The following is a 24,061-nucleotide window of genomic DNA, read 5'->3' as shown; positions in this document are numbered from 1 at the left end:
CTCGGTAAGTAGAGAATAGGATTTATTGCGATGGCAATGAGCGTTGGAGGCGACGGCGGCAAGGAAAAGCCGATGTCTGACATCAACACGACGCCGCTTGTGGACGTCATGCTGGTGCTTCTCATCATCTTCCTGATCGCGATTCCGGTGGTTATCCAGACCGTGGACGACCTGACCATTCCGGTTATCGAATTCGAGCCGACCGAAACCAAGGCAGAAAACATCCTTCTGTCCGTGACGACCACCGACGCCAGCGGCCTGAGCCCCGGCGACGATGGCTTTGCAGGTGCAAGCCCGAACGGCGAATGCCGGGTCTATGTGAACGTCACTCCGGTCGACAATGTCGAACTGCAGGAAATTGCGGTCAAGCGGCTTGAATCGATCATCGAAGCTGCTGGTGGCGTCGAAAACCTGGAGGAAGAAGATCTTCCCGAAGTCCACATCCGCGGCGACATCAATGCTCCCTACAGGTGCATTGGCGGCGCGATCTTCACGATGCAGCGTGCCGGGTTTGCCAAGGTCGGCTTCATCTCTTCGCCGATCGACCTGACGGCAGTTTGATAGAGGCCGTCACGCGATGACGGCCTCCACTACAGAAATTTGGGAGTAGCTTGATATGGCAATGAGTGGCGGCAGCGATGATGGCGAGCCGATGATGGAAATGAACACGACGCCGTTGATCGACGTCATGCTCGTTCTCCTCATCATGTTCATCATCACCATCCCGGTTCAGACCCATGCGGTAAAGATCGACCTGCCGCAGGACAGCCCGCCGCAGGACGTGGTTGTCGAGCCGGTCAAGAACAAGCTGATCGTCGATACCAACGACACCATTTCGTGGAATGGTACGCCGGTATCGCAGGCGCAGCTTGCTGGCATTCTTGCTCAGACCCGCAACATGGATCCTGAGCCTGAACTGCAGTTCCAGCCCGATGCACGCGCACGCTATCAGATCGTCGACGAGGTTCTCGTGGTGATCAAGCGCAGCGGCGTCACGAAGCTCGGCTTCGTCGGCAACGAGCAGTACGGTTCGTTCCAGAAGGCACCTGGCAAGTAATTCGCCAACGCCTTTGATGGTTACAAAAAAGAGGGCGGCGTAGCGATACGCCGCCCTCTTTTTGTGTCCCGCTGGGATGCTGTCAGATGTTGCGCTGCCGGTCCGAAAGCTGGCGCAGCGTTGCAAGCGCATCGCGCAAAGCTGCATCCATGTCGTCATCGACCGCTGCTTCCTGAGCATCCGTTTCCGGATCGCCATGGTCGGCGTCGATCTCGGATGCGATGTCCCCAGGCGCCTCTGCGGCTGGCTCGGCAACAGCATCGCTCCAGTCGCTTGGAGCCGCTGTGGCATCGGCAAAAGCTTCGTTGGCTAGCGGTTCGATAGCGTCTTCGGTGATCCCCGCACCGCGGCGGATGCCGAAGCGTGGGTCTGCATCGCTCGCCACTACGGGTTCGATGCCGTTGATCGGGTTCGCTGCCGTGGTGAGCGCAATGACGCGTCCTGCAGGCACGACCGATGCCATCGCGGTGTCGCGGCGCTTGCCCAGGCCCCGCTCGAGCCGGTCGAGCAGTTCGGCGATTCCGAGTTTTTCATAGTCAGCGGTCGCCGGTTCGGCGGCATGCTGGTGAACGTGTTCGGCGTGTATCTCGGCCTGCTGGTCCTCTGGCTGCACCGGCTCAGGGGCCACAGCCTCCCAGGGGTCCTGCCCGTCTTCTTCCACTTCCGGCTCTGCCAGAGCAGGCGCAAAACGGAAAGAAGGTGCAGGCGCTGGTTCTGCCGGAGCGGGCTCGGCAGATGCCGGGGGTGCAAACGCCATGCTGGCGTCGAGGTCGAGCGGCATTGGTTCGGGATTGCTCTCAGCCGACTGTGCGCTGGCGGCCGCTGGCGACGCCAAGTCGGGTTCGCTCGCGACCTCGGCGTCGAGATCGCTGCTGGCCATGATCGGCGCGCGCACTGGCGCATCGGGATGCTGGTCGGCATTGCGGATCCGCAGGCGCTTCAAGTCCGCGAAATCGGAAACCTCGTCCTCTGCCGCTTCGCTCTTGCCAAAGCGCAGGGTCCGCAGCCATCCGGCGAGGCGGGATGTGCCCGAGCGGCTGGCCGATGCAGCCGCATCTTCGGATGACCCGGACTGCGCCGGATCGCTCTTCACGGCAGTTTCAAAACCCATAATGTCGGTCTCCCCGCGCGGCAGCAGCGCGAGCAGCGCTCCTGCGGTCAAAGTTCCTATTCCGGTGCTCAGCGCCAGCCGGGCGGTATTGCCCAGGGGCGGCGCAGCAGCGGGCAAAAGTTCGGCAATGCCATAGGCGCTGACAAAGCCCTCGATCGCATTCATCGGAATGAAGCTGCTGCCCACGGCTGCTGCCAGTCCGCCGCCGACCGCGATCGCGGCAGGATAGCGCACAGGCACGGCAGCTGCCGTTCCCTCCGCTTCTCCTGTCTCTTCGTCTCGCGTTTCGGCCATCGTCGTTAAACCTGTCACTGCGCCCTGGTCAGGCGGCGTTGTACACGCGTCCGCCCGCCTGGCGGTCTAGCATGCGTTGGTAAACGGGTTGATAACGCTCAACGTTGCGTGCCCAGTTGCGCTCCTCGGCGACAAAGGCCCGCGCGGCCTCGCGCCGGGCATCCCAGCCGTCGCGCGCTGCGACCAGATCGGCGAGCGACCGCGCGATGGCTGCCGGATCGTCGGCAGCGAACAGCGTTCCGGTTACGCCATCGGTGATCAGCTCGCGATGACCCCCGACATTGGACGCTGCCACCAGCCGCCCCTGCGCCATCGCTTCGAGCGGCTTGAGCGGGGTGACCGTTTCGGTGAGGCGCATGGCCTTGCGTGGATAGACCAGAATATCGATAAGGCTGTAATACTGCTCGACATCGTGATGCGGCACGCGCCCGGCAAAGCAGATCGCATGCGCCGCGGGCGACGCGGCTGCCTGTGCCTGCAGCGCCGCTTCTGCCGGGCCGCCGCCCACAAGCAGCAGCCGGATATCGGGATTGCGTTCCAGCAGCAGCGGCATCGCCGCGATCAGATCATCCAGCCCCTCGTACGGATAGTAGCTGCCGATAAAGCCGATCACGGTCTTGCCCGCCAGCCCCAGCGCCTTTGCGCGCTCCGGATCGGCAGGGACGGGGTTGCCGAACATCTCCATGTCGACGCCGTTGGGCGATACCATGATCTTGGATGCGGGAAAGCCGCGGCCGATCAGGTCGGTGTGCAGGCCCTCGCAGATCACCGCCACCGCATCCGCGCCGGCCACCGCCCGGTTCTCCATCTGCCGCGTCAGCCAGTATTTCGCAGACCCCGGACTGCCGGTGCCGTTGCCCACGGCGGCATCCTCCCAGAAGGCGCGGATTTCGTACAGCACAGGAAGACCGAGCTTGCGCCCGACCCGCAAAGCGGCGAGCCCGTCGAGTGCAGGCGAATGCGCGTGCAGGATGTCGGGCTTCCAGATCGCGCAGGTCGCCTCGGTCGCGCGGGCAAGCGCGGCGATATCGCGCCATTCGCGCAACCCTGGCGGTCCCGATATGCTCTCCATCGTGCGGTGGAAGGTCAGCCCGTCATGCACCTCGACCGCGTCGACCACGGCATCCTTGGGCAGCGAGGCCTGGTGGCGCACACTGGTGACGCCGCGCACCTCCAGCCCCAGGCGTTGCTGCGCCTTGAGGATGGCACGGGTGCGAAAAGCATAGCCGCTGTGCAGCGGCAGGCTGTGGTCGAGGATGTGGAGTATCCGGGTCATGGCCGCCAAACCTATGGCGCAAAAGGTTTAACGCCGCGTCAACCCATTGCGGTTATGGCTTTAGACTTGGATGCGCCCGGTGCATAGTCGCCTGCGCAACAGCGGCGACGGGACCGATTTGAATGGTCGATAATTTTGCCATTGCGGTCTCTCACCTGCTTGTCGCTCTCGCGGCGTGGCGCCTTGTGTGGCGCGCGGACCTCGACAAGGAAGACCCCCCGGCAAAGGACGAATCGTCCAGCGGCTTCTTCAGCCGCAGCCAGCCCACCGCGCGCAAGGGCGATGCCGATGCGTGATCTTGCCTTTGTCGGATTTCTCGTGGCGTTTCTGGCACTCGGGTTCAAACGCCCGTTCATCTTCGTGCTCGCCTATGCCTATGTCGATATCGTCGCGCCGCAGCGGCTGAGCTACTGGATGCTCAACGCGGTGCCGGTGTCGCTGATCGTGTTCGGGCTCGCGTTTCTTGGCTGGATGATCGCCGACGACAAGAAGGACATGCGCGTCTCGTTCCGCCAAGGCGTGATGGCGCTGCTGTTCGCCTATTGCGCCTATACCACCAGCGTCGCCGATTTCCCGATCGAGGCGGAAGGCAAATGGGGCTGGGTGTGGAAGGCTCTGGTGTTTGCGATGTTCCTGCCGCTCACGCTGCGCACCAAGCTGCGGATCGAATCGCTGGCGCTGATGATGGTGGTGTGTGCCAGCTCGATCATCATCACGGGCGGGATCAAGACACTGGCATCCGGGGGCGGCGGCTATGGCGTGATGCGGCTGCTGATCGACGACAACAGCGGGCTGTATGAAGGCTCTATCATCTCGACCGTGGCGATCTGCATCATTCCGCTGATCCTGTGGCTGGCCAGGTACGGAACGGTGTTTCCGCCCGACTGGCGGGTCAAGGGGTTTTCCTATGCGCTGATCTTCGCCTGCCTGCTGATCCCGGTGGGGACACAGGCGCGCACCGGCCTGGTGTGCATCGGCGTGCTGGCAGTCCTGCTGCTGCGCTTCGTGCGGCATCGCTTCCTCTATGCGGGGCTACTGGCGGCAGCGGCGGTGATGGCCATTCCGTTCCTGCCGCAAAGCTACAGCAACCGCATGGCGACGATCGGCGAATATCAGGCCGACCAGTCCGCATCGACGCGCGTGGCGGTGTGGGCGTGGACGTGGAACTACGTGAAATCCAACCCCATGGGCGGTGGTTTCGAGGCGTATCTGCAGAACAAAGTCAAGTTCGACACCATCGCTGCCAAGGGGGATGGCCCCAACACCCAGATCGAGAAGAACGAGGTCACCGATTCCGGCCGCGCCTATCATTCGAGCTATTTCGAGATGCTGGGCGAGCAGGGCTTTCCCGGGCTTGCGATGTGGCTGATCATCCATCTGGGGGGCATCTGGCGGATGGAGGTCGTGCAGCGCCTGCACCGCAAGCGCAACCGGCCCGACGAGGCGTGGGTGGCCCCGCTCGCTTTGGCGCTACAGAACGGGCAGATCATCTACATGGTGGGCTCGCTGTTCGTGGGGATCGCTTTCCAGCCGTTCATCTACATGCTGATCGCGCTGCAGATCGGGCTGGACACCTATACCGCGCGCCGTCGCAAGGAAGCCGCCTTTCGTCCCCTGGCCGACAGCAAAGCCGCTGCATGGGTTGCATGAAGAGCTTTGGCTGCCTAACTGGCGCGGATGACCAAACCGACCGCCGAGCCAGGGCCCGTCCTGCCTGAACCGCTTTCCGCTGCTGAAGTCGAGCAGAAACTCAATGGACTTTGGGCCTGGATCAGCGCCCATTCCGTCGAGATCGCGATCGCCGCAGGTGTCGGCACCGCCATCTATCTGGCACTGGCCTTTCTGCAGCGACACGCGCGGATCTATGCCGAGCGTCAGGACGACAGATTATCGGTCGCAGCCATCGTCGCGCGGACATTGTCGAAGACCAAGCAGTATTTCCTGATCATGGTCTCGGCGCGGCTGGTCGTCGGCTTTTCCGAAGCGCCTGCCGGTATCGTCCAGGTGGTCAGATTCCTGTTCACGGTGGCCTCGGTATTCCAGGTCGCCATCTGGGCGCGTGAGATCATCCTGGGAATGATCGAACGCCGCGCGACGGTCAGCGACGATGCCGGCAGCGAAACGCTCGCTAACGCCATGTCGCTGATCCGCCTGCTGGTGACGGTGGTGCTGTTTGCGATCGCCTCGATCATGGTGCTCGACAATCTGGGCGTCAACGTCACCGGCCTGATCGCCGGTCTGGGTATCGGTGGTATCGCCATCGGTCTGGCCGCGCAGGGAATCTTTTCGGATCTGTTCGCCGCGCTGTCGATCATCTTCGACAAGCCGTTCAAGCGCGGGGAGACGATCGGGTTCGACACCACCACCGCTACGGTAGAGAAAATCGGCCTCAAGAGCGCGCGGCTACGCTCGGTGACGGGGGAAGAGATCATTATCTCGAACACCAATCTGCTGTCCAAGCAGATCATCAACTACACCCGGCTCAACCGCCGCCGCACGCGCTACATGATCGGGCTGGTGTACCAGACTCCGCCCGACCGCGCCCGGCTGGTCCCGGCCATGCTGCGCGAGATCGTGGAGCAGGGCAGCGGCGTGTTTGTCCGCTGCGGCTTTGTCGGCTTCGGCGCGAGCTCGATCGATTTCGAGCTCGATTTCGACGTGATGAGCAGCGATTTCGAGGTGGTGTTCGAAGCGCGCCATCGCATCGGGCTTTCGATTCTTGAGCGATTCAACGCCGAAGGGCTCGAATTCGCCTATCCGACCCAGACCAGCTTCACCGCTGCGCCCGATGGCCGATTCGTGCTGCCCTATCCCGAGGGCGGTTATTCGCTCGCGGCGGAAGACCACCGCTAGGGCGCTTGCCGGCGACCGAGTCGCTGGCTGTTGTGACGTTTCCGTTCGCGTAAAGCGCGGTGCGCAATGCCGATGCCGTAGCGGCGTGCGCTCAGCCCTTGTGTCGGCCCCGGAAAAGCGCCAAAAGACGCCAGTTCCATCTGGCAGCTTGCCGTCAGGGCAATCGCCGGACCATCGACAGGAGAGCAAATATGAACGCAATTTCTGCGCAGGAAATGCAGGGCAAGGTCGGAGAGACCCTGGGTACATCCGAATGGCTGCTGGTTGACCAAGAGATGATCAACAAGTTTGCCGATGCCACCGGCGACCACCAGTTCATTCACGTGAACGAGGAGATGGCCAAGATGACGCCGTTCGGCGGCACGATCGCGCACGGTTTTCTCACCCTGTCGCTGTTCCCGGTGCTGATGGCCAAGTCCGATTGCCCCCGCGTCGAGGGCGTTAAGATGGGCGTCAACTATGGCGGCAACAAGGTTCGCTTCCTGGCACCGGTGCGCTCGGGCAAGAAGGTCCGCGGCCATTTCAAGCTGCTCGAGCTGGAGGAAAAGCGCCCCGGCCAGTGGCAGCAGACGCTCGAATTCACCGTCGAGATCGAAGGCGAGGACAAGCCCGCCGTGATGGCCGAGTGGATCAGCCAGTTTTTTGTGTGATTGATCGGCGGCAGGCGACCATCGCCCACCGCCAGAGAAGGGAGAATATCCATGCGTGATGCAGTTATCGTTTCCACCGCCCGTACGCCGATCGGCAAGGCCTATCGCGGCGGGTTCAACGCCACCCCGTCGCCGACGCTGGCCGCGCATTCGATCCGCGCCGCCGTCGAGCGCGCCGGCATCGAAGGCGGCGAAGTCGACGATGTCGTTTATGGCGCTGCGCTTCAGCAGGGTGTGCAGCACACCATCGGCCGCACTGCCGCGCTGCGTGCGGGCCTGCCCGTCACCGTTGCCGGCATGTCGATCGACCGTCAGTGCTCGTCGGGCGTGATGTCGATTGCTACCGCGGCCAAGCAGATCATCGTTGATCGCATGGACATCGTTGTTGCTGGCGGCGTCGAATCCATCTCGATGGTGCAGACCCCCGAAATGCGCGTCGCGCCCGATCCGGAATTGCTGGCGATGCACAACGACGTGTACATGCCGATGCTGCAGACCGCAGAGACCGTCGCCAAGCGCTACAACATCAGCCGCGATCGCCAGGACGAATATGCCTATCGCTCGCAGATGCGCACTGCTGCCGCGCAGGCTGCCGGCAAGTTCGATGACGAAATCATCCCCGTAAAGGCGAAGATGGCGTTCAAGAACAAGGAAACCGGCGAGGTCACGATGACCGATGTCGAAGTGACCAAGGACGAAGGCAATCGCGCCGACACCACGCTCGAGGGCTTGAAGGGTCTGCAGCCGGTCATGGGTCCGGGCATGAACATCACCGCGGGCAATGCCAGCCAGCTGTCGGACGGCGCATCGTCGTGCGTGATCATGGAATCCAAGATTGCCGAGCAGAAGGGCCTGCAGCCCTTGGGCCGCTATGTCGGCATGGCTGCTGCCGGTACGGAGCCCGATGAGATGGGCATTGGCCCCGTGTTCGCGGTGCCGCAGCTGCTCAAGCGCTTTGGCCTCAAGATGGACGATATCGGCCTTTGGGAGCTGAACGAGGCGTTCGCGGTACAGGTGCTGTACTGCCAGGACGTGCTGGGCATCCCCGACGAGTTGCTCAACGTCAACGGCGGCTCGATCTCGATCGGCCACCCGTATGGCATGACCGGCGCCCGCTGCACCGGCCACGCGCTGATCGAAGGCAAGCGTCGCGGTGCGAAGTATGTCGTGGTGACGATGTGCGTGGGCGGCGGCATGGGCGCTGCCGGTCTGTTCGAGGTCTTCTGACCTCAACGCGATGTTCGCAACAATTCGACCCCGCCTCGGCCTCAACGCCGGGGCGGGGTTTTTGTTGGGTCGGTTGGGCGCGCATGCTGGAACGGGATTCAGCTCCAGTCGTAACCCCCAGTACAACCTACAGGAGCTTTCCCCATGTCCGATCCCGCAACCCAGTCCGATACGTCAGAAGCGCTCGACGCCTTTTGGAGCGCGCTTGAAAGCAGCCCGTTCCTGATGCTTGGCCTGCCCGCGCAGGTGGCACACTCGATGCCGATGACCGCGCAGTTCGATGGCCGCCACGGCCCGATCTGGTTCTACGGCTCGCGCTCCAGCCGCCTGGTCGAAGGCCTGACCTCGACCAACGACGCGATGGCGCAGTATGTCGGCGAAGGCCACAAGCTGTTCGCGTGCATCTCGGGCATGCTGACGATCGACAACAACCCGGCCATTATCGACAAGTTCTGGTCGAACACCGTCGAAGCCTGGTACGCGCAGGGCAAGTCCGATCCCGATCTGGTGATGCTGCGTTTCGACCCAGCCAATATCGAAATCTGGCAGGCCGATCTGTCGCTGATGGGCAAGCTCAAGATGATGTTCGGCGGGACGATGAAGTCGCAGGATGTCCAGGGCAAGCATGTCGAAACCGCGCTCTGACGGTTTTGTTCTGATCCCATTCGCAGCCGCTCGTCCGGGATAACCGGGCGGGCGGCTGTGCGTTCAGCTGGGCAGGCCAATCGTGCCGCCGGCAAAGGTAAAGCCGCCGTCACGGTCTTGCGCCAGCAGCGCCGGTCCGTCGAGATCGACCCAGTCTGCGGTCTGCGCGAGGTGGAACGCCGGATGGATCCCCAGGCTGGTGGACAGCATGCAGCCCACCATCGTCTTGAGCCCTCGGGCCTTGGCAGTCTCGCTGAGCCGCAGCGCCTCGGTGAGCCCGCCCGCCTTGTCCAGCTTGATGTTGACCGCCTGAAACAGGCCGGCAACCCGTTCGATGTCTTCTGCGACATGACAGCTTTCGTCGGCGCAGAAGGGCAGCGACGAAACCCTGCCATCAAGCACCTCTTCCAGCCCGGCCTCGACCGGTTGCTCGATCAGTTCCACGCCGAGCTTCTTCAGCGCCGCGGTCATTTGCTCGAGATTGACATCGCCCCATGCCTCGTTGGCATCGATGATCAGGCGCGCGTCCGGCGCGCCGATGCGGACGGCGGCAACCCGCAACAAATCATCCTCGCCGTTGAGCTTGAGCTTGAGCAGCGGATATCCCTGCGCCGCGGCCTTGGCGGCATCGATCTTCATCGTTTCGGGATCGTTGAGTGAAATGGTGTAGGCGGTGACCAGCGGCTTTGGTTCGGGGAGGCCCGCCAGCAGCCACAGCGGCGTTCCCGTCGCGCGCACCTCCAGATCCCACAACGCAGCATCCAGCGCGTTGCGCGCCGCGCCTTCCATCATGGTCTTGAGCAGGTCTTCGCGGGTGAGCGGGCGGTTCTGGCGGCCGCGCGTCTCGATCGCTTCGGCACACAGCTCGGCAGTCTCGCCCTCGTAATAGATCGGGGTACCTTCGCCGCGGCCGACATGGGTGCCGTCGGTCACCTCGCAGTAGACGACATCGACCGCGGTCTTGGCGCCCCGGCTGATGATGAAGCTGCCGGCAACGGCGAAATGCTCCACGCGAACGGTCTTGAGAGTGATCATGCGCGCCCGATAGGCGGCAAGGGCAGGGGCGGCAAGGCACAAACGCCTGTCACCGCCCCCGACTTGCGATCAGTTGTGCGCGGCGATCCAGTCCTCGACCACCGGCGCGATCCGCTCGCGCCATTTGCTGCCATTGAAGATGCCATAATGGCCGACGCTTTCGGCCATCAGGTACTTCTTCTTGGCCTTGGGCAGCTTGGGTGCGAGCGTCAGCGCGGCACGCGTCTGACCCAGCCCGCTGATGTCGTCGCGCTCGCCTTCGATTGCCAGCATGGCTACGTCGGTGATCGCGCCGGGATCGATGCGCTTGCCCCGATGCATGAACTCGCCCTTGGGCAGGCTGTGCGTCTGGAACACGTTCTCCACCGTCTGCAGATAGAATTCGGCGGTCATGTCGCAGACCGAACGGTACTCGTCATAGAAGTCCTTGGCGGCATCGGCACTCTCGCCATCGCCCGCCACCAGATGCTTGTACATCTCCCAGTGGCTCATCATGTGGTTGCCCAGGTTCATCGACATGAAGCCGGTGAGCTGCATGAAGCCGGGATAGACCTTGCGCCCTGCGCCTTTGTACTGGAACGGCACCTTGGCGATGACATTGTGCTCGAACCAGGCCAGCGGGCGCTGGGTCGCCATGGTGTTGACCGCGGTTGGCGCTTCGCGCGTGTCGATCGGTCCGCCCATCATCGTCAGCGTCCTGGGGCGGCACGGGTGCTTGTCGGCCGACATCAGCGCGGCAGCGGCAAAGCTGGGCACCGAAGGCTGGCACACAGCGAGCATATGCGCGCCGGGGCCGATATGCTCGAGGAATCCGACCAGATAGTCGATATAGTCGTCGAGATCGAACCGGCCTTCCTTGAGCGGTACGTCACGCGCATCTGCCCAGTCGGTGATGTAGACCTCGTGCTTGGGGATCATCCGCGCCACGGTGCCGCGCAGCAGCGTGGCATAATGGCCCGACATCGGCGCGACGATCAGAAGCCGCGGTGCATCCTTGGGCAGCTTTTCATGGCGGAAGCGCAGCAGATCGCCGAACGGGCGTTCGAGCACGACGTCTTCCTGCACCGCGCTTGGGGCACCGTCGATATCGATGCTGGTGATACCGAAACCCGGCTTGCCGTAAGGCGCAGACGCGTGCGCGAATACTTCGAGCGCTGAGGCCATGATCGGCTGTCCGCCGAAAAAGGTCATCGGATTGAGCGGGCTGTTGAGCATGTTCGCGCCCATGGTCGCGATCGCGCTCGCGCTCGATAGGAACGAGCGTTGAAGTTCATAAGCGTGGTAAAGCATGTAATTCCCCTGCAAACCCCCGTGTCCGCTTGGTGCGGCTCTGTCCGGAGGCCTCTCGCCTAGCAATGTTGCGCTGCACCAATAAAAATACAAGCCATTTACGCGTGACCCGGCCTTCGGGTTGCCTGGGTGAAGTCTTGCACAGACCGGTTAACGCATCGGTTACAGCGACTTGGCCGCGTGTAAATTCGGCGCCTCAGCCAGGGCTGCGGCGATGCCAGGCGTCACCCAAAATCGTTGAGTGGGGAAGGCAGGCCTGCTAGGCGCTCTGTCATGGCGGAAACACATATTTCACCGGCCTCGCAAGTGGCTGTACCCGATCAAGCAAGCGCATCTGTTCCGGCTGTTGCCGATGATGCCGCTCCCGCCAAGGGCAAGCGGGGAAATCCGCGCCAGCTGGGCAATCTGGCGATGATCATGCGCTTTGCATCGGCTTATCCCCGGCAGATCGCGTGTGCCATGCTGGCGCTGGCGGTGGCAGCGGGTGCGACTCTCGCCATCCCGGCCGGGTTCAAGATGGTCATTGACCGCGGATTCGATGCTGGCGGCAGCGCCGAGGATATCGGCCGCTGGTTCCGCTATCTGTTCATGATCACCGTTGTGCTGGGCATGTCGACGGCACTGCGCTTCTATTTCGTGTCATGGCTGGGTGAACGCGTGGTCGCCGACATCCGGCTGGCGGTGCAGCGCAACCTGCTGAGGCTGGCGCCCAGCTTCTTCGAAACCAACCGCCCGTCCGAAATCGCCTCGCGCATGACCTCGGACACCGCGATCGTCGAACAGGTCGTCGGCACGACCGTCTCGGTGGCGCTGCGCAACCTGGTCGTCGGAATCGGCGGGATCGCCTATCTGTTTTCGCTGGCCCCCAAGCTCACGGGCATGCTGCTGCTCGGCATTCCGGTCATCGTGCTGCCAATCGTGTTTATCGGCCGCAAGCTTGAGAAGGTCGCCCGCTCGAGCCAGGACCGCGTGGCCAATGTCGGCGCGACGATCACCGAGGTGCTCGCGGCGATGAAGATCGTCCAGGCCTTCGGGCAGGAAGACCGCGAGGCCGCGCGCTTCGGCGACGCGGTGGAAACCACCTTTGCCACCGCCCGCCGCCGTATCACGCTGCGCGCCAGCCTGACCGCGGTCGTGATCACGCTGATCTTCGGTGCGATCACCATGATCATGTGGCAGGGCGCGGTCGATGTCATCGAGGGACGCCTGTCGGGCGGCGATATCGCAGCGTTCGTGCTGACCGGCGGGCTGGTCGCCGGCGCTTTCGGGGCGCTGACCGAGGTCTATGGCGATCTCCTGCGCGCAGGGGGGGCTGCCGGACGATTGAACGAGCTGCTCAACGAACAGCCCGAAATTCGCGCGCCTGCGAGCCCCATCGTGCTGCCCGTGCCGCCGCGCGGCCAGATCAGCTTCCAGAACGTCAGCTTTGCCTACCCCACCCGGCCCGAGACGCTGGCGCTCAGGGATTTCTCGCTTCAGGTGTCGCCGGGCGAGACCGTGGCGATCGTCGGGCCTTCGGGCGCGGGCAAGTCCACCTTGTTCCAGCTCGCGCAGCGCTTCTACGATCCGCAGGCGGGGTCCGTCCGGATAGACGGCGTTGCCTTGCCTTCGGCCGATCCCGAAGCGATCCGCCAGCGCATGGCGTTCGTCCCGCAGGACAGCGTGCTCTTCGCGGCCAGCGCGCGCGACAATCTGCGCTATGGCAATTGGACCGCGACCGACGAGCAGATCTGGGACGCGGCCCGCGCCGCCAATGCCGAGGAATTCCTGCGCAAGCTGCCCGAGGGCCTCGACAGCTATCTGGGCGAGGGCGGCGCGAGGCTTTCGGGCGGCCAGCGCCAGCGCATCTCGATCGCGCGTGCGCTGCTGCGCAACGCGCCGATCCTGCTGCTCGACGAGGCGACATCCGCGCTCGATGCCGAGAGCGAAAAATTGGTCCAGAATGCGCTCGAACGGCTGATGCAGGGCCGTACCACATTGGTGATCGCGCACCGGCTGGCGACGATCCGCTCGGCTGACCGCATCATCGTGATGAGCGACGGGGCGATCGTCGAGCAGGGCACGCATGACGAACTGTCGGCGCGCAGCGGGCTGTACGCGCGGCTTTCCAGCCTGCAGTTCACCGAAGGGCCACTGGCGGCGGAGTGATCGCCGTGATCGACCTTTCAGTCCCGTTGTCCAGTCGCTCGCTCCGGATGCACGCGCCATGATGCGCCGCGCGCTTGCGGTGCTGTCGCTGCTGTTCTTTCTGGGCACTGGCGCGTTCGTCGCCGATTCCCCGGTTCCGCCCAACACCAGCCAGCAGATCACCCTGAAGCGGCCGCTGGACTTGCCTAAGCTGCCCCACAGGCTGGGCAACGGCCCGCTGATTCTGGTGGACGGGTGGGAGCTCGAAAGCGAGAACAGCGAATTCGGCGGGTTCTCGGCGCTGCACGCAATGGGCGATGGCCGGCTGCTGGCGCTGAGCGATGCCGCCATCCTCGCAGGCTTCACCATTCGCGACAGCGCGGTGACCCACGACAGCTTCATCGCGCCGTTGCCGGTGCGCAAGGGCGAGCGAAGCACCAAGGTCGACCAGGATTCCGAAAGCATGGCGCATGATCCGGTGTCCGGGCGGTTCTGGATTGGCTTCGAACAGCGCCACCGCATCCGCCGCTATTCGCCAGCGTTCGCGCGGGCAGAGGTGACCGGCAGGCCCAAGGCCATGATCGGTTGGCCCAAGAACGGCGGGGCGGAGGCGCTGCTGCGGCGCGCGGATGGCAGCTTCCTGGTGTTCTCCGAGTCGCGCTCGGTGCGCCCGGGGGTGACGGTGGGACTTATCTACGCGACCGATCCCGCAGAGCCCGGCGCGCAGGCGAGGGCGTTCGCTTATCGCGCTCCGGAAGGATACCGGATCACCGATATCGCAGCGCTGCCCGATGGACGGCTGCTCGCGCTGCATCGCCGCTTCAATTATATCAGCGGAGTCAGCGCCAAGATCGGCATCATCGCGGCGGACGCGATTGCGCCGGGAGTGCTTGTGACGCCCAAGGTCATCGCGACCCTGCAGCCGCCGTTTCCGGTCGACAACATGGAAGGGATCGCGGTGGATCGCGATCGCGGCCGGACCATCGTCTGGCTGGTGGCGGATGACAATTATCTGAGCGTGCAGCGAAGCCTGCTGCTGAAATTCGAGTTCAGCGAGGCGAGCGTTTCGCCACGATCTTGATCTCGGTCTTGCCTTCGGGGAGATAGAGGCGGCTCACCTGGATGGCGGTCCATGCCGGGAAGGGCGGTGCCAGATACTGCTTCTGCACCTCGGACATCGGCCCGATCTGCTTGTCGATATCGGTGTGATAGCTGGTGACATCGATGACGTCCTCCCAGCTTGAGCCTGCGCGGATCAGGATGCCGCTGATCCGGCGATAGGCAGCGTTGAAGGCTGCCTCATCGGCATCGGGGCCAACCACGATGCCGGACAGATAGATGGTGCCATCTCGCAGGATGACCGCATCGCTGAAACCCGCGCTCTCCTGAAAGGCGCGTTCTTCTGCATTTTCGGAATAAAGCACTTCTGCGGTCGTGCGCGACCCCGCGAGGGCGGGATGCGACACAACCGAAAGGGCCAGCGCGCCTGCAATCAGCAAGGCGCGCTGGCGGGCCATGGTCAGGCCGCTGCCTTGTGCAGTTCGCGCTTGATCTTGGCAGCGCGAGCCGAGAGCTTTTCTTCGCTGGTCTTCAGCAGCCAGTTGTCGAGGCCGCCGACATGCTCCACCGAACGCAGACCTGCGGTCGATACGCGAAGCTTGAAGCTGCGATCCAGCTTTTCGCTCATCAGCGTGACGTTCTGCAGATTGGGCAGAAAAACGCGCTTGGTCTTGTTGTTGGCGTGGGACACATTGTGACCCACCATCCGGCCCTTGCCGGTCAGTTCGCAAATCCGCGACATGGTGTAAGAATCCTGATGAAACGTTGTGTTTATGAAGGACGGGCGGTTAGCGTCAGACGAAGTCCAAGTCAACCTTTGCCAGCCGTCGAAGCCATCGCTATGCGCGAAAACCGCTGGCAGGGCAACAGCGTTGGCGGTAGTTGGCGCGATATGACGCTGGACAATGCCCGAAAATTTGCCGAGCAGGCGCTGGAACTGGCCCGTCAGGCGTCGGCATTGGGCGAAGTGCCCGTCGGCGCCATCGTCGTTCATCAGGGCAGGGTGGTCGGCCAGGGCCACAATCAGCCCCGCGCGCTCAACGATCCCACCGCGCATGCCGAGATCATGGCCATCCGTGCCGCGTGCGCTGCGCTCGGAACCGACCGGCTTACGGGATGCGATCTGTGGGTGACGCTTGAGCCCTGCGCGATGTGCGCGGGGGCCATTGCCCACGCCCGGATCGCAAGGCTGCATTATGCTGCGAGCGATCCCAAGGGCGGGGCGGTGGAGCATGGCCCGCGGCTGTTCCAGCAGCCTACCGTGCTGCACAAGCCCGAGGTCTATGCTGGGGTTGGCGCAGAAGATGCGGCAGCGCTGCTCAAGGCGTTTTTTGCCGAGCGCCGATAAGAAACGTTGCCGATCAGTGGTAGGCTGCCTGCGCCTGCCTGGCCAGAGCCGCCATCGCGCACGAATACGGTCCGGGTCCGAAGCTGATGCGGCGGACACCTGCCAGTGCCAGATCGGCCATCGAAGGCATGCCTTCGAAGTGCATCGCGTTGATCGGCAGGGGCACCGCCTCGCACAATTCGGCAATCTGTTCGGCGTCGGTCAGTCCGGGAACGAAAAATCCGTTTGCACCCGCTGCAGCAAAGGCCAGTCCACGTGTGATTGCTTCGCGAAGGCGCTCAGCGGGCAGTATCACCGCCTTGCCGGCGTCCAGCCACACATCCGTTCGAGCGTTGATGAACAGATCCACCCCTTCCGCCTCCGCGATCTCGCGAATGGCGGCGATGCGTGCTACATGGTCGTCGATGGCATGAAGTCCACTGCCACCGATCACTTGATCTTCGAAGTTGATGCCAACAACCCCGGTTGCGATGACGTTGCGGATGTTTTCGGCCAGCGTTGCAGTGTCGGTAGCATATCCCCCTTCGAAATCGAGCGTCACCGGAAGGTCAGTCGAGGAAGCGATCCTGCGAGCGTTGTCGAGCACCAGCGGCAGTGGCACCGCTTCGCCATCACCGAAGCCCATCGCACTTGCAACGGACGCGCTGCCCGTGGCCAGCGCTGGTGCTCCTTGCGATATCACGGTCGCAGCGCTGCCCGGATCCCAGATGTTTACCAGCACCAGCGGGGTATCGCCCCTGTGAAGATCGTGAAAGTGTGAAGCCTTGGCAGCTTGTGCGGGCATGGTGTTTCTCCTTGCCCGCACATTAGCTCCGTTACCCGGAGCCGACATCCAGTTTCATGCGATCAAAGCATGTCAGTGCACGAACCGCGCGACAACATCACGATAGCTGCGCGACACCTTCACCTGAGCGCCCGATTCGAGCACCAGGAAGCATTCGCCGTTGGTGTGCGGCTTGACCTGACGGACCAGCCCCAGATTGACGATGGTCGAACGGTGAACGCGCTGGAAGTTGCGTGGGTCAAGCCGCTTTTCCAGATCCTTCATCGTCTCGCGCAAGATCAGCGAATTGTCGCCGGTGTAGATGCACATGTAATCGCCTGCGGCATCGATCCGCTCGATGGTGTCGACATCGACGCGGAAGATCTGGCCGCGGTCCTTGATGTTGATCAGCTTCTCATAGCGGTTCGAGGCAGCTGCCTCGTCGTCTTCGCCTAGGTCGAGCGCTTCGACAGCGTCGGGCGCGACCTCGTTGAGCACGTTCATCAGCTTGTCGGCTTCTTCACGGCCCTTCTTGTCGCGGATGCGCTCGCGGATGCGGTCTATAGCATCGGCCAGCCGCACATCGTCGACGGGCTTGAGCAGATAGTCGACAGCCTGAGCTTCGAACGCCTTGACCGCATGTTCGGAATAGGCGGTGCAGAACACCACCAAAGGCGGCTCGATGTCCATGATGCCCTTGACCACCGAGAAGCCGTCAAAGCCGGGCATCTGGATGTCCAGAAACACCAGATCGGGCTTCAACGTCTTGATCTTGCGGATCGCCTCGCGCCCGTTGAGGCAGGTGTCGATGATTTCGATGTCTTCAAACTTTTCCAGCCGGAGCTGCATTCCCTGAATGGCGAGTTTCTCGTCATCGATCAGGATGGTGCGGATGGTCATGCCTGTAATTGCCTTTGTTCGCGTGTTTCAAACGGAATTTCGATAATCACGCTATAGCCGCCCCCGGGTGATGATCGTGTCTCAAACCGGTGATTGTCTTCATATGCCTGGGACAGTCTGTCCCTGATATTCGCCAGCCCGACCCCGGTTGATGCATTGGCCGTCGTGCCTTGCTTCTTCAATCCGGGCCCTGTGTCGGTTACGGTGATACGCAGCAGGGGTCCGATGAGTTGCGCCGAGATTGTGATATCGGCGCCGTCTTCCTTTGGCGTCACCGCATATTTTATGGCGTTCTCGACCAAAGGTTGCAAGAGCAGCGACGGCAGCAGCGCATTCGCGGCGTTGGGCTCGATCTCGAAATGCGCGCGGAGGCGCTCTTCAAAGCGCATCTTCTCGATGTCGAGATACAGCTTGAGCGTCTCGACCTCCTGCGCCAGCGTCACCCGCGCAGTGGGCTCGTTCGCCAGCGTGTAACGCAGGAACGACGAGAGCCGCGAGAGCATCGCATTGGCGGGCTCGGTCTGTTTGAGCAGCACCAGCGTGGAAATGCTGTTGAGCGTATTGAACAGGAAGTGGGGGTTGAGCTGATAGCGCAGCATCGCCAGCTGCGCGCTGGTTGCCTGGTTTTCCAGCCGCAGCATCTGGTCCTGCTGCTCCTCGATCCGCAGGAAGAAGTTGATCGCGTAATACAACGCCGACCAAGCCCCCAGCAGCGTGAGGTCTAGATAGAACGCGCCCAGCAGGATCGCGGTGAAATTGCTGTCGCTGCCGGGGCGATACAAGGTCGCCACCCACGCATCGACAAAGGCATAGAGCGCCGATCCCGCCAGCAGCACGATCAGCGTGACGCCCCAGGTGACCAGTGGCTTGCGGTCGATCAGCGTCTGGTAGATCACCCCCATCACCAACGATATCGAATAGCCGGTGATGGTGGCGATGATGATCGGCACCAGGAACGAGATAGGCTGGCCGTTGGCGAGCCCCGATATGCCACGCAGCGCCAATGCGCCTGCCCAACCCAAGGTCTGCAGGTTCCAGAAGGCCCGGTTCTTGTTGGCAAAGAACGGTGTCGGCTTGAAGGGCAGCATCGCCATGCAACGAGGCTTAGCCCGATTTGTGCCGTTGCCACAGAATTTTTTGGATCATCGGCCCCGCTGCGATACGCTTTGTGTCAACGATAACGAGAGGATCCGCGCGCATGAGCGACACCATCGACACCCTGGCGCCTGAGCACCGCGCCAAGTTCACCGCCATGACCAATGGTACGCAGGATGACTGGGCGATCATCGCAGGGCAGTATCGCGAGTTCGCGCATGGCCTGCCCGATCGCGTGCTGGCGCATCTTCGGTTGCTCGACGGCGATTTCGGCGGATTTCCCATCGACCGGCTCCAGCACAGCCTGCAGACCGCGACCCGCGCCCATCGCGACGGGCGCGACGAAGCCTATGTGGTGATGGCGCTGCTGCACGACATCGGCGATACGTTGGGAAGCTATAACCACCCAGATGTTGCCGCCGCTATCATCAAGCCATTCGTGTCGGAGGAAGTCCACTGGATCTGCGCCAATCACGGCGCCTTCCAGGGCTATTATTACTTCCATTACATCGGCGGCGACCGCAACACGCGCGACATGTTCCGGTCTTCCCCGTATTTCGATGCCTGCGCGCATTTCTGTGAGAAATACGACCAGGCCGCATTCGATCCGGATTATGACAGCGAGCCGCTCGAATTCTTCGAGCCGATGCTGCGCCGCGTGATGGCCCGGCCGATCAACTCGATGTACGCCAAGGTTGTCGAACAAGCCTGACCAAGAGAACGCCCGCTCCACCGAAGGGGCCAAGACAAGATGCGGGAGTATCGCCGGCCAACGGCCAAGCGATACCCCCGAATCGTTCTTCAACGCGAAGCCAGTCTCAGCGACGCGAGTTGTCCGCATAGAGGCCGTCCACGGCCTTGCTGACCAGAATGTTCACGGCGACGCGGCGGTTCTGCGCCTTGCCTTCATCGGTCATGTTGTCTGCAACCGGATCGGCCTCGGCCATGCCCGCGGGCGTGAGCATGCGATAGGGCTTCCACTTGCAGACCTGCTGGAGATAGTTGATGACGCTGGCCGCGCGCTTTTCGCTGAGCTGCTGGTTGAAGTCCTCATCACCATCCGCATCGGTATAGCCGACCACCAGCATCAGCGCGTTGTCCATCTGCTCTGCCGAACCCGCAGCGGAGCAGAGCTCGGCCTTGGCCTGTTCGCTCAGCTTGGCCTGCGCGGTGTCGAAATAGACATTGGTCGTCGCCTTGACGTTGTACTGGTCGATATCGCCCATGCGTCCGCGCAGCGCTTCGGTCGCTGCGCTCTGCTCGGCAAATTGCTGCGACGTGCCGGTACGGATCATCGATGCGGTCTTGAAGTCGGTGTTCTTGAAGGTGATCTGGCTGGCAAGCAGCGTTTCACCCGATTGCAGCGTCTTGATCGTCAGCGGCAGGCCGTTGAGCAATGCGCCAGTGTCGAGCTTGGTGCGGCTCGCACCGAACAGGCCGCCAGAGGCGCGAACCTGGGTCGTCTCGTTGACCACCAGCACGGTGCGGGTGCCGTCTGCCGCCTCGACCTGGATCCGGTCACCCTGGCGCGCGGTGAGCACGCCCTTGATGTCGGGCCCCTCGGTCATGGTGGCGGGATCCGGCAGCTGTTCGCCTTCGCCTGCGACATCAGCCTGCAAGGGTCCGGACTGCTGCGCGAAGCTCGTGGTAGAGGCGGTGGCGGCCAGCAGGGCCAGCGCCATCGTTATGCCGGGAGTGGTGGCAAGGAAACGCATGGAATTACTCCTTCAACATGGGGGGGATTTCGTCCGTGTGTCCCGGAGACTGCTGAGCGGATGAAGTGTTCCCGCCTCGCTGCCATTGTGCGGCGAGCCGAAAGGGCAGGCGCGGCGAGATGAGAAAGCGCGCGTTGCCGGCGGGTATCAGTCGAGCGGAGCGAGCGGCTCGGCCAGTAGCGGCGGAAGCCAGCCTCGCGGGTCTCTGGCGGCCCCGGTCAGCTTGGCCATCTCTTCCTCGAACAGCCCGACACGCTTCTTCCAGCGATAGTGCGTCGGCGCGGAAAAGATGCCCTTGCCGCGTTGCCGGCCATAGCGCGTCCAGAAGCGGACCGCGCCGGCTGGGTCGTAGCCCGCATTGGCCATCAGCCAGATCGACAGGCGGTCGGCTTCGATCTCGGTCGCCAGCGTCAGCCGGGCGTTGCGGCCGAACTGCTGCAACAGTCCGCGCTGGACGCCCGCCGCGTTGAGCCTGCGGCGGTGCTCGAGCAGATTGTGCGCCATCTCGTGCGCAAGGATCGCGGCGAGTTCGTCATCATCGAGCATGAAGTCCAGCATCGGAACGGTGATACCGACGATATCGCCATCGGCCGACGCGCCATATTCGCCGCTGGGGCGGAGCTCGAAACGGCTGCGGCAGGCAGGCGTTCCGGTGACCGCGACATCGAAGGTCCGGCCATCGCGGATCAGGGTCAGCGTGATCGGGCCGGTGTCCAGCGCTGAGCGAATTTGCGCATCTGCCCAGGCGATCGGACGATAGGCTGCGGGCTGATCGATGGTGCCAAGCGCGGCCGGGGCAGGGGCAAAGGCCACCCCGTTGAGCGCGACGATCGCGTCGTCGGGCCGGATTCCCGCCTGCGCTGCCGGGCCATCTGCGACCAATGCGAGCACGGCATAATCGCGGGCAAAGCCGAATGAGGCTCTTGCCGCAGCAGCATCTGGGTATTGCCCGATATGGTGCAGCGTCATGCCGATCGCATTTTCGCGCGAACGGCAGAACGGCGCATTGGCGCGGGCGAGCCGTGTGCCAACGCTCAGGACGCGGGTGTCCGATGCCCTGAGCGCGTCGAATGCCGCGATGGCGCTGTCAGGGGCCTCGGCGAACGCTGGCGCAGCGCCGCTCGGCAGCGCGCCTCCCAGCGCCAGACAGCAGACAATGTGCCGGATGGCACGCATGCCGGATCAGCTCACGGATTTCTTCGCGGCGCGTGCCTCGTCGATCGCAGCCTTCAATTCGTCATAGCCGACCGCGCCGTTGAGCACCTTGTTGCCGATCACCCAGCTGGGTGTTCCGCTGAATTCCAGCTGCTGGGCGATGCGGATATTGGCGTCGATCACCTCTTCGGCCTGTTTGCTGGCCACGAAGGTGCGCGCGGCGGCCATATCCAGCCCGGCGGTCTTCGCAGCCTGCTCGATGGTCGCCTGGGCGGGGCGGCCTGCGCCGAACATTGCCTTGTAGAACGCGTAATATTTGCCCTGCTGCGCGGCGGCCATGCCCCAGGCTGCTGCAACCCGGCTTTCGTCGGAGAGGATGGGAAGCTCGTGGAACACGACCTTGAGGTTCTTGTCCTCGCTCACCAGCCGGGCAACATCGCTGACGCTCTGGCGGCAGAAACCGCAGGCGAAATCGGAATATTCGACCAGCACGACATCGCCATCGGGGTTGCCGGCATAGGACGCGGCAAACGGCGTCTCGACGGCGCCGCGCACCGATGCGATGCGCTTGGCGGCCTGCTTGCCCTGCAGCTTCTGCACGGCTTCGGGAATGATCTCGGGGTTTTCGAGGATATAGGCGCGCACGATCGCCTCGATCGCGGCCTTGTCCTTGGTGTCGAACCCGGCTGCGGCTGCTGCGCTGTCGGCATCCTTGGCCGCTTCGCCACCGCCTGGTGCGACCAGCCCGCCGCTTTGCCACATGAATGTGCCGATCCCGGCGGCGATGGTCAGAAATGCGGCAACAGCCATGAACAGCCAGTTCCTTGATGAGGCCTCGCCAGAGGAGGGGGTGGGTGTTGTCATGGCGGGCCTTTGGTTGATGAGAGTGTCGGTGACGGGATCGAGGCTTAACGGCGGCGCGACTGGCGTTCAACCGCGTCGCGCGCCAATATCGCAATATCCTGCGCACGAATGAAATCGGCGCTGCCCTGCGGCAGGCCCAGCATCGCCTCTTCGGCGCTGCGCAGCGCCAGCGGGGCGTTGCCCTGCAGCACATAGCGCTCTGCACTGGCAAGCGCTGCACGCGGTGTATCGCCGCGATTGGCATAGACCACGCCGAGCTGATACCAGGCGAACGGATTTTCCGCATCGCGCGCCACCGCAGCCTTCAGCACCCGCTCGGCCTCGGGCAGGTTGGCGGGGTCCTCGCTGGCGATCAGCGCATGGCCATAGACGCCTGCGATCAGAGATTGCGCGTTGGTGCTGGCGACCGCCTTCTGTAACGGCGCGAGCGCTTCCTGCGGTCTGCCCGATTCGAGCAGGATCTGCCCGTAGATTTCCAGGAAATACGGGTCGTCCGGCGCCTCGGCGAGCAGCGAGCGGGCTTCTGCCAGCGCCTTTTCGGGATAGGCGCTCTTGTGCCAGGCATAAGCGCGGGCATAGCGCGCGGGCACGCTCTGGTCGGTCTCGGGATAGTCGCGCAATGTTTCGGGCGGATCGGCGACATAGCCGACCAGCTTGGCCTTCACGCGCTGGAACCGCGCCTCGAGCGCAGGGTCAATCCGGGCATTGTAAGCAGGGTCGTTCTCGTAGATTTCCTGCAGCAGCGTGATGCGCTCGCCCGACAGCGGGTGCGAGCGGTTGTAGCTGTCCTCCTGCGGGATGGCGAGCCGGAACTCCAGATTTTGCAGGCGCTTGAAGAAGTTGAGCGAACCCTTTCCGGTAAGCCCGGCCCTGGAAAGATATTTGGCACCGGCGACGTCTGCGCCTGCTTCCTCGCCGCGGGTATGCGCCAGGAACTTGCCCAGCGCTGCCTGCTGGCCCGCGCCCATGATGCCCAGGCCCGCCTCGCCAGCACCCGCGGCGACCGCGGCGATGCCCAGCAGCAGCGACAATATGGTGATCTTGCTCGCCTTGGAGGCGCTTTCCGACCGGGTGATCGAATGGCCCAGCGCGATATGCCCGATCTCGTGGGCGATGACGCCCTGAACCTCGTTGACGTTGCCTGCCGCCTCGATCAGCCCGCTATGGATGTAGACATCCTGCGTGCCCGCGACAAAGGCGTTGATGCTGCGGTCGTTGATGACCACGACATTGACGTTGGAGGGAAGCAGCCCGGCTGCGAGAATGAGATCGTGCGACATGTCCGCCAGCAGCGCCTCCGTCTCAGCATCGCGCAGGATCGACTGCGCCGACACCGGCTGCACCGCCAGCACGCACACCGCGCAGATCGCGAGCAACCGCGCCGCAAGGGTGGAGATCAACGAGCTGCAACGTCTGGTCGTCTGGTGCATTGCCGCCTGCGTCACGGGGGAAAAGGGCATGCCTATCATGGCCGCGTGGTGGCCAGCCAAGGATGAACACGGCATGAAACTGCACATGATGAGATGATAGTAGCGCGGGCTTTGCCGCTTGCACAGCATATCACCAGCCTGCGTGCGATGAATGCGGCGAGCCGCGT

25 protein-coding genes are annotated in these 24,061 nt (G+C 63.3%); 12 read left to right on the top strand and 13 right to left on the bottom strand.

The genetic code is table 11. From position 1 onward, the window contains the following. The first annotated feature begins 30 nt into the window (after nt 1–30). Complete coding sequence (locus tag IP68_RS00395) at nt 31–561, top strand: biopolymer transporter ExbD (protein ID WP_054132984.1); 531 nt, start codon at nt 31–33, stop codon at nt 559–561. A 55-nt stretch (nt 562–616) separates the two neighbouring features. Next, a complete protein-coding gene (locus IP68_RS00390; RefSeq protein WP_054132983.1) occupies nt 617–1,057 on the top strand; it encodes a biopolymer transporter ExbD in 441 nt (146 codons plus the stop codon). An 82-nt stretch (nt 1,058–1,139) separates the two neighbouring features. On the opposite strand, the gene IP68_RS00385 is transcribed toward IP68_RS00390, so the two are convergent. Continuing rightward, nucleotides 1,140–2,462, bottom strand: coding sequence for a hypothetical protein (locus IP68_RS00385; RefSeq protein ID WP_054132982.1), 1,323 nt, complete (start codon nt 2,460–2,462; stop codon nt 1,140–1,142). 28 nt (nt 2,463–2,490) lie between these two features. Continuing rightward, nucleotides 2,491–3,738 carry a TIGR04063 family PEP-CTERM/XrtA system glycosyltransferase gene (locus IP68_RS00380; protein WP_054132981.1) on the bottom strand — a complete coding sequence of 416 codons (1,248 nt, stop codon included), beginning with the start codon at nt 3,736–3,738 and terminating at the stop codon, nt 2,491–2,493. 122 nt (nt 3,739–3,860) lie between these two features. Here IP68_RS00380 and IP68_RS20010 point away from each other — a divergent pair, with 122 nt between their 5' ends. The 6 genes from IP68_RS20010 to IP68_RS00355 all read left to right on the top strand — a co-directional run bounded on the left by IP68_RS20010 (nt 3,861) and on the right by IP68_RS00355 (nt 9,113). After that, nucleotides 3,861–4,034, top strand: a complete 174-nt coding sequence (locus IP68_RS20010; RefSeq protein ID WP_156317878.1) for a hypothetical protein — start codon at nt 3,861–3,863, stop codon at nt 4,032–4,034. Then, complete coding sequence (locus tag IP68_RS00375) at nt 4,027–5,388, top strand: putative O-glycosylation ligase, exosortase A system-associated (protein ID WP_054132980.1); 1,362 nt, start codon at nt 4,027–4,029, stop codon at nt 5,386–5,388. Before IP68_RS20010 ends, IP68_RS00375 begins: the two co-directional genes overlap by 8 nt. Nucleotides 5,389–5,415: 27 nt before the next feature. Further along, nucleotides 5,416–6,591, top strand: a complete 1,176-nt coding sequence (locus IP68_RS00370) for a mechanosensitive ion channel family protein (RefSeq protein ID WP_054132979.1) — start codon at nt 5,416–5,418, stop codon at nt 6,589–6,591. A gap of 191 nt (nt 6,592–6,782) precedes the next feature. Beyond that, complete coding sequence (locus IP68_RS00365) at nt 6,783–7,241, top strand: MaoC family dehydratase (RefSeq protein ID WP_054132978.1); 459 nt, start codon at nt 6,783–6,785, stop codon at nt 7,239–7,241. Nucleotides 7,242–7,292: 51 nt separating this feature from the next. Beyond that, nucleotides 7,293–8,468, top strand: a complete 1,176-nt coding sequence (locus tag IP68_RS00360) for an acetyl-CoA C-acyltransferase (protein WP_054132977.1) — start codon at nt 7,293–7,295, stop codon at nt 8,466–8,468. A gap of 144 nt (nt 8,469–8,612) precedes the next feature. Beyond that, nucleotides 8,613–9,113: a pyridoxamine 5'-phosphate oxidase family protein gene (locus IP68_RS00355; protein WP_054132976.1), complete on the top strand. Its 501-nt coding sequence runs from the start codon at nt 8,613–8,615 to the stop codon at nt 9,111–9,113. Between the two features lie 63 nt (nt 9,114–9,176). On the opposite strand, the gene IP68_RS00350 is transcribed toward IP68_RS00355, so the two are convergent. After that, nucleotides 9,177–10,148: a dipeptide epimerase gene (locus IP68_RS00350; protein WP_054132975.1), complete on the bottom strand. Its 972-nt coding sequence runs from the start codon at nt 10,146–10,148 to the stop codon at nt 9,177–9,179. A gap of 69 nt (nt 10,149–10,217) precedes the next feature. After that, nucleotides 10,218–11,438, bottom strand: coding sequence for a polyhydroxyalkanoate depolymerase (locus tag IP68_RS00345; protein ID WP_054132974.1), 1,221 nt, complete (start codon nt 11,436–11,438; stop codon nt 10,218–10,220). 273 nt (nt 11,439–11,711) lie between these two features. On the opposite strand from IP68_RS00345, the gene IP68_RS00340 reads away from it, so the two are divergent. Further along, nucleotides 11,712–13,586 (top strand): ABC transporter transmembrane domain-containing protein, encoded by a 1,875-nt coding sequence (locus tag IP68_RS00340; RefSeq protein ID WP_255352512.1) that lies wholly within the window; start codon nt 11,712–11,714, stop codon nt 13,584–13,586. A gap of 58 nt (nt 13,587–13,644) precedes the next feature. Further along, complete coding sequence (locus tag IP68_RS00335) at nt 13,645–14,646, top strand: esterase-like activity of phytase family protein (protein WP_054132973.1); 1,002 nt, start codon at nt 13,645–13,647, stop codon at nt 14,644–14,646. Here IP68_RS00335 and IP68_RS00330 read toward each other — a convergent pair. Both IP68_RS00330 and rpmB read right to left on the bottom strand, forming a co-directional pair. Continuing rightward, nucleotides 14,615–15,082, bottom strand: a complete 468-nt coding sequence (locus IP68_RS00330; protein ID WP_054132972.1) for a Rid family hydrolase — start codon at nt 15,080–15,082, stop codon at nt 14,615–14,617. The genes IP68_RS00335 and IP68_RS00330 overlap by 32 nt on opposite strands. 2 nt (nt 15,083–15,084) lie before the next feature. Beyond that, on the bottom strand, nt 15,085–15,366 hold the full coding sequence (gene rpmB, locus IP68_RS00325) for a 50S ribosomal protein L28 (RefSeq protein ID WP_054132971.1): 282 nt from the start codon (nt 15,364–15,366) through the stop codon (nt 15,085–15,087). A 150-nt stretch (nt 15,367–15,516) separates the two neighbouring features. Here rpmB and IP68_RS00320 point away from each other — a divergent pair, with 150 nt between their 5' ends. Next, nucleotides 15,517–15,972, top strand: a complete 456-nt coding sequence (locus tag IP68_RS00320) for a nucleoside deaminase (protein WP_054133226.1) — start codon at nt 15,517–15,519, stop codon at nt 15,970–15,972. 13 nt (nt 15,973–15,985) lie between these two features. Here the strand turns inward: IP68_RS00320 and IP68_RS00315 are convergent, their stop codons facing one another. From IP68_RS00315 to IP68_RS00305, 3 genes are read right to left on the bottom strand one after another with little or no spacing between them, the layout of a single operon-like run. Next, nucleotides 15,986–16,804: an isocitrate lyase/phosphoenolpyruvate mutase family protein gene (locus tag IP68_RS00315; protein WP_231683581.1), complete on the bottom strand. Its 819-nt coding sequence runs from the start codon at nt 16,802–16,804 to the stop codon at nt 15,986–15,988. Nucleotides 16,805–16,828: 24 nt separating this feature from the next. Then, entirely contained in the window at nt 16,829–17,635 is an 807-nt protein-coding gene (locus IP68_RS00310) for a LytTR family DNA-binding domain-containing protein (protein ID WP_054132969.1), read from the bottom strand. After that, complete coding sequence (locus tag IP68_RS00305; RefSeq protein ID WP_054132968.1) at nt 17,632–18,729, bottom strand: sensor histidine kinase; 1,098 nt, start codon at nt 18,727–18,729, stop codon at nt 17,632–17,634. Before IP68_RS00305 ends, IP68_RS00310 begins: the two co-directional genes overlap by 4 nt. A 104-nt stretch (nt 18,730–18,833) precedes the next feature. Here IP68_RS00305 and IP68_RS00300 point away from each other — a divergent pair, with 104 nt between their 5' ends. Then, the gene (locus tag IP68_RS00300) at nt 18,834–19,442 is read left to right on the top strand and encodes an HD domain-containing protein (protein ID WP_054132967.1); all 609 of its coding nucleotides are present in this window, start codon (nt 18,834–18,836) and stop codon (nt 19,440–19,442) included. Nucleotides 19,443–19,548: 106 nt separating this feature from the next. On the opposite strand, the gene IP68_RS00295 is transcribed toward IP68_RS00300, so the two are convergent. The 4 genes from IP68_RS00295 to IP68_RS00280 form a co-directional block, all read right to left on the bottom strand. Continuing rightward, nucleotides 19,549–20,445 carry an OmpA family protein gene (locus tag IP68_RS00295; protein ID WP_054132966.1) on the bottom strand — a complete coding sequence of 299 codons (897 nt, stop codon included), beginning with the start codon at nt 20,443–20,445 and terminating at the stop codon, nt 19,549–19,551. Nucleotides 20,446–20,592: 147 nt separating this feature from the next. Continuing rightward, nucleotides 20,593–21,621, bottom strand: coding sequence for a M48 family metallopeptidase (locus IP68_RS00290; RefSeq protein ID WP_054132965.1), 1,029 nt, complete (start codon nt 21,619–21,621; stop codon nt 20,593–20,595). Between the two features lie 6 nt (nt 21,622–21,627). Beyond that, nucleotides 21,628–22,410, bottom strand: a complete 783-nt coding sequence (locus IP68_RS00285; RefSeq protein WP_082382018.1) for a DsbA family protein — start codon at nt 22,408–22,410, stop codon at nt 21,628–21,630. Between the two features lie 98 nt (nt 22,411–22,508). Further along, the gene (locus IP68_RS00280) at nt 22,509–23,894 is read right to left on the bottom strand and encodes a M48 family metalloprotease (protein WP_054132964.1); all 1,386 of its coding nucleotides are present in this window, start codon (nt 23,892–23,894) and stop codon (nt 22,509–22,511) included. Between the last annotated feature and the right edge of the window lie 167 nt (nt 23,895–24,061).

Origin of the sequence: Blastomonas sp. AAP25 (assembly GCF_001295965.1) — a bacterium.
GTDB lineage: Bacteria > Pseudomonadota > Alphaproteobacteria > Sphingomonadales > Sphingomonadaceae > Blastomonas > Blastomonas fulva.
This window is presented reverse-complemented; position numbering and strand designations above follow the sequence as displayed.

Coding starts and splice junctions, on each gene's coding strand:
- IP68_RS00395 (WP_054132984.1), top strand. CDS start 31: ATGGCAATGAGCGTTGGAGGCGACGGCGGCAAGGAAAAGCCGATGTCT.
- IP68_RS00390 (WP_054132983.1), top strand. CDS start 617: ATGGCAATGAGTGGCGGCAGCGATGATGGCGAGCCGATGATGGAAATG.
- IP68_RS00385 (WP_054132982.1), bottom strand. CDS start 2,462: ATGGCCGAAACGCGAGACGAAGAGACAGGAGAAGCGGAGGGAACGGCA.
- IP68_RS00380 (WP_054132981.1), bottom strand. CDS start 3,738: ATGACCCGGATACTCCACATCCTCGACCACAGCCTGCCGCTGCACAGC.
- IP68_RS20010 (WP_156317878.1), top strand. CDS start 3,861: ATGGTCGATAATTTTGCCATTGCGGTCTCTCACCTGCTTGTCGCTCTC.
- IP68_RS00375 (WP_054132980.1), top strand. CDS start 4,027: ATGCGTGATCTTGCCTTTGTCGGATTTCTCGTGGCGTTTCTGGCACTC.
- IP68_RS00370 (WP_054132979.1), top strand. CDS start 5,416: ATGACCAAACCGACCGCCGAGCCAGGGCCCGTCCTGCCTGAACCGCTT.
- IP68_RS00365 (WP_054132978.1), top strand. CDS start 6,783: ATGAACGCAATTTCTGCGCAGGAAATGCAGGGCAAGGTCGGAGAGACC.
- IP68_RS00360 (WP_054132977.1), top strand. CDS start 7,293: ATGCGTGATGCAGTTATCGTTTCCACCGCCCGTACGCCGATCGGCAAG.
- IP68_RS00355 (WP_054132976.1), top strand. CDS start 8,613: ATGTCCGATCCCGCAACCCAGTCCGATACGTCAGAAGCGCTCGACGCC.
- IP68_RS00350 (WP_054132975.1), bottom strand. CDS start 10,148: ATGATCACTCTCAAGACCGTTCGCGTGGAGCATTTCGCCGTTGCCGGC.
- IP68_RS00345 (WP_054132974.1), bottom strand. CDS start 11,438: ATGCTTTACCACGCTTATGAACTTCAACGCTCGTTCCTATCGAGCGCG.
- IP68_RS00340 (WP_255352512.1), top strand. CDS start 11,712: ATGGCGGAAACACATATTTCACCGGCCTCGCAAGTGGCTGTACCCGAT.
- IP68_RS00335 (WP_054132973.1), top strand. CDS start 13,645: ATGATGCGCCGCGCGCTTGCGGTGCTGTCGCTGCTGTTCTTTCTGGGC.
- IP68_RS00330 (WP_054132972.1), bottom strand. CDS start 15,082: ATGGCCCGCCAGCGCGCCTTGCTGATTGCAGGCGCGCTGGCCCTTTCG.
- rpmB (WP_054132971.1), bottom strand. CDS start 15,366: ATGTCGCGGATTTGCGAACTGACCGGCAAGGGCCGGATGGTGGGTCAC.
- IP68_RS00320 (WP_054133226.1), top strand. CDS start 15,517: ATGACGCTGGACAATGCCCGAAAATTTGCCGAGCAGGCGCTGGAACTG.
- IP68_RS00315 (WP_231683581.1), bottom strand. CDS start 16,804: ATGTCGGCTCCGGGTAACGGAGCTAATGTGCGGGCAAGGAGAAACACC.
- IP68_RS00310 (WP_054132969.1), bottom strand. CDS start 17,635: ATGACCATCCGCACCATCCTGATCGATGACGAGAAACTCGCCATTCAG.
- IP68_RS00305 (WP_054132968.1), bottom strand. CDS start 18,729: ATGGCGATGCTGCCCTTCAAGCCGACACCGTTCTTTGCCAACAAGAAC.
- IP68_RS00300 (WP_054132967.1), top strand. CDS start 18,834: ATGAGCGACACCATCGACACCCTGGCGCCTGAGCACCGCGCCAAGTTC.
- IP68_RS00295 (WP_054132966.1), bottom strand. CDS start 20,445: ATGCGTTTCCTTGCCACCACTCCCGGCATAACGATGGCGCTGGCCCTG.
- IP68_RS00290 (WP_054132965.1), bottom strand. CDS start 21,621: ATGCGTGCCATCCGGCACATTGTCTGCTGTCTGGCGCTGGGAGGCGCG.
- IP68_RS00285 (WP_082382018.1), bottom strand. CDS start 22,410: ATGGCTGTTGCCGCATTTCTGACCATCGCCGCCGGGATCGGCACATTC.
- IP68_RS00280 (WP_054132964.1), bottom strand. CDS start 23,894: ATGCACCAGACGACCAGACGTTGCAGCTCGTTGATCTCCACCCTTGCG.